Origin of the sequence: Dissulfurispira sp. (assembly GCF_036745535.1) — a bacterium.
Classification (GTDB): Bacteria; Nitrospirota; Thermodesulfovibrionia; order Thermodesulfovibrionales; family Dissulfurispiraceae; genus Dissulfurispira.
The window spans coordinates 1-2,226 of sequence record NZ_DAIOFX010000152.1; the positions used below are offsets into that span (position 1 = coordinate 1).

Consider the following 2,226-nt stretch of genomic DNA (forward strand, 5'->3'; position numbering starts at 1 on the left):
GTCCTCGCCTCCTAGATACCCGACCAAATGCACTCTCTCTTCTGCAGCGTTCAGAGCAATAAGTTCCTGCAGCCTGTGCACCATTCCCTCATCGGGACCTGCAAGCACCAACTGGCATTCGGGCAATTCGTGTCTCACACTGCAGAAAGCCTCCACAAGCAGATCAGGTCCTTTAATGAAGTTCAGCCGGCCCATATATAATATAACAGGTGTATCATCCAAGCCAAATTTCTTTCTGAATGCTGCATCGTTCCTGACGGAGAACTCCTCTGGATTGATCCCGTTGGGAATGACGGAAACCCTGTCATTATCCACTCCATATGCTAAAAAAGCAGGGAGTTCCCCTTTGGTAATTGCGATGCAGCAATCTGCATTTCGGATAATCCTCCTACCAACGAGCTGGTTGTATATCATCTTGATCATCTTTGACCTGCCAAACACCGGGAGAGATCCCGCAGGACAGACAGCATACATCGTCCCGAGACTGATCACCATCTGATACACAAGTGCATTGAGGAACGTCCAGTGTCCCATCAGATGGACGATATCTGCCCACTTAACTAATTCCTTAAGCCTCCTATAGGAAAACCTCGGCAGATAGAAGCGATGGTTGAAGCAGGGAAGCGCAATGACCTCCACGCCTTCCATTGAGCGCACACGCTCTGGCGTCAGTCCCAGGTCTGTAGTCAACACAGCACATTCTACTCCGGCCCTTGCAAGAAATTTACTTAACTGAAAGGTCCTCTCGGCCATCCCCCCGCCTTTATGAGGATCAAGTGACGTGTTGACGTTCACCACCCTCATGAGGCCATTTGTCTCCTGTCTTCGATGATACGCCTGATAGCCCCCTTCAATCCAAGAGGAAAGATAAATTCGTGTCTGAGCAGTTTTGCTGGAGAATACACCCTATCACCGCGATTCGCTGCACCACGCATTATGGTCCGCAGCATGTGGGGAATGGCAATAGGGAGATGAGCAACCTTCGCGCCGCTCTCATCAAAGGAGCCAGTCCTCTCGAAACTCTTATAGAGTTTCCATATTCCAGCAAACGTATTCAAGGGCTCATGATCGCACGAAACCAAAAAGCACTGGGGATTCTCCGATGCATGCTCTATCAAGTACACAGCAGCGGCAGCAACATCATCGCTATGGACAACATGTGCATTTTCTCCGCCCTTCAGAAAGATTTTCACGTAATCAGCCCACCCGCTCCGCATCGGCAAGCCGATTGCGCCTGGACGCCTAGCGTCGACTACATTCGTGGGCCGCAGGATCACCACACGGCAGTTCCTTACCCCATCCGCCACACGCTTTTCAGCCTCCCATTTCGTACGCTCATAGATATTCCGCGGATTGCAAGGCGTTGTTTCGTCAATTACGGTTCGTTCCGTTCTCCCTACAACACCTGCACTGCTCAGGTAACACAAAAATTCGATTCCTGATCCAGGAATCATGCTTAACAGTGTCTCCGTGCCGCTCACATTGACTTTCCACATTTTCGATTCATCATTCAATTCCGCGGCACAGTGAAAGAGGAGATTCGCCTGATTCAGGAAAGATTTTAGCGCTGACACATCCCGAATATCACCGTAGTGCATATCAACACCCGAAAGCATCAAGTCTCTTCTGCGAGTGAGAGCTCGTACCGCATACCCCTGCTGAAGAAGACGATGCACAATCCGGCTCCCCACCATGCCGGAAGCGCCGGTCACACAAGCTATTTGAGATCTCGAATTATTCTCCTGATTACGTCGCATCTCGCACCCTGGATAATTGCTCCCGGCACACAGAAGAAAGCACCATTGCGGATAACAAAAGATAGAGCGGCGTCATCCATGTCCCATATACCAGATGCTGAAATAAGAGGACAATCCATGCCTGAAATACTTTCAAGACAAAATGGGATCTAAAAGCATCTGCAAAACAGGTTACGACTTGCATTTCCCTCAAAAATAGAAGGGCTATTCCTATGTAGCCGGTGTATACAAACCACTTGACAGGTGCAGTTGCCGAGACTGGGATGCCTCTACCCAGAGAGTCACTTCCATCAATTCGAAATCCAAAGCCAAATGGTTTTTTAAATGCAAGCATAATGTTATTCCCTAATCTCTCAACGCGCCTATCCATAGAAGTAGTAAGTAATGTTATATTCTCATTGGTATTTTTTCTCCTGTTGCCGCTGCTGCTCGATTTTCCGCCATTTTAGTGAGGAGCTCCCCTCGCACC

3 protein-coding genes are annotated in these 2,226 nt (G+C 49.0%); all 3 read right to left on the reverse strand.

Annotated features, from left to right (window positions below; genetic code table 11):
• On the reverse strand, positions 1 to 753 hold a 753-nt coding region (locus V7L97_RS12290; protein ID WP_333656407.1), incomplete at its 3' end, for a glycosyltransferase.
• Positions 754 to 800: 47 nt separating this feature from the next.
• Complete coding sequence (locus V7L97_RS12295; RefSeq protein ID WP_333656408.1) at positions 801 to 1,757, reverse strand: NAD-dependent epimerase/dehydratase family protein; 957 nt, start codon at positions 1,755 to 1,757, stop codon at positions 801 to 803.
• The gene (locus tag V7L97_RS12300) at positions 1,747 to 2,091 is read right to left on the reverse strand and encodes a hypothetical protein (protein ID WP_333656410.1); all 345 of its coding nucleotides are present in this window, start codon (positions 2,089 to 2,091) and stop codon (positions 1,747 to 1,749) included. Before V7L97_RS12300 ends, V7L97_RS12295 begins: the two co-directional genes overlap by 11 nt.
• Between the last annotated feature and the right edge of the window lie 135 nt (positions 2,092 to 2,226).

Bases quoted from the DNA above. Each gene is read 5' to 3' on its own strand.
- V7L97_RS12295 (WP_333656408.1), bottom strand. From the start codon at position 1,757: ATGCGACGTAATCAGGAGAATAATTCGAGATCTCAAATAGCTTGTGTG.
- V7L97_RS12300 (WP_333656410.1), bottom strand. From the start codon at position 2,091: ATGCTTGCATTTAAAAAACCATTTGGCTTTGGATTTCGAATTGATGGA.